At 43.7% G+C, this 1,066-nt stretch carries 1 protein-coding gene; it reads left to right on the top strand.

Annotation, left to right across the window (positions count from 1 at the left end):
• Positions 1–458 precede the first annotated feature (458 nt).
• A partial coding sequence (locus tag DXZ20_RS04890; protein WP_163703398.1) for a 2-dehydropantoate 2-reductase occupies positions 459–1,066 on the top strand: 608 nt, incomplete at its 3' end.

The raw sequence follows: 1,066 nt of genomic DNA, 5'->3' as shown, positions 1-1,066 counted from the left end.
TTGAGCAGTTTTGTGCCCTGGAACTCTTTGACTTTCCCAAAATGCATATGTATGGAACATTCTCACCAATCAAATAGGAACGCTATATGTAAACAAAACTCAATAAAAAACAAATAATGACAATAGATTTTTATCTATTTATCAATGCTATCCATTCTGTCAATGGTAAACCCGACCAAAACATCACCACACACAACGCCTAAACCAAAAACATAGCGGCTGTAGTATGGCATTAAGGTCTAACTCTGTTTTTGAGAGGCAGTTTTTGTCGAACAATCGAATACTCGAACACCACAACCAAGAAAAATCTACCATTGCTGATCTGCGGTATGTTTCAACCCGCCCAATCTAGGTTGCTGGCAAGTTTTACGGGGCGATTCATCGTCTAAATCAGCAACGGCAGAGATCTCAGTTTGCCCCGTACAATTGATGGGCATGATACATCGGAGTAGGGAAGGATGTCGGCTAAACGCTATGTCATCATTGGCACAGGGGCCATTGGCGGTTATTACGGAGCACGATTACAGCAAAGCGGCTGTGATGTGAATTTTCTGTTGCGTAGCGACTATGAGCATGTAAAAAAATACGGCGTATTGGTGGAATCTGTCGATGGTGATATCACACTGCCCCAGGTAAATGCATACAATAGCCCAGCAGATATGCCACCGGTAGATGTTGTTGTTATTGCCTTAAAAACAACACAAAATCATCGCCTTACAGAGCTAATGCCACCGATGCGTGAGGGCGCAGTAATACTCACCTTACAAAATGGCCTAGGCATTGAAGAAGATATTGCCCAACTGGTGTCACCACAACAGATTATGGGAGGCCTTTGTTTTATCTGTTCTAACAAGGTCGAGTCAGGTCACATTCATCACCTGGATTACGGAAAAATTCAGCTCGGAGCCTACAGTGGGAAAAATCAACAGCGAGAACTTACAACCACGATGATGGAAATTGCCGATGACTTCCGTGGAGCAAAGATTCCCATAGATGTCACCGAAGATTTGTTTATGGCCCGTTGGCGCAAGCTAGTGTGGAACGTGCCTTATAACGGATTGTCGGT

It is taken from the genome of Adonisia turfae CCMR0081, from assembly GCF_011009555.1.
GTDB lineage: Bacteria > Cyanobacteriota > Cyanobacteriia > Phormidesmidales > Phormidesmidaceae > Leptothoe > Leptothoe turfae.
Note: the sequence above shows the minus strand (reverse complement) of the source record. Positions and strands in the feature narration are given on the sequence as shown.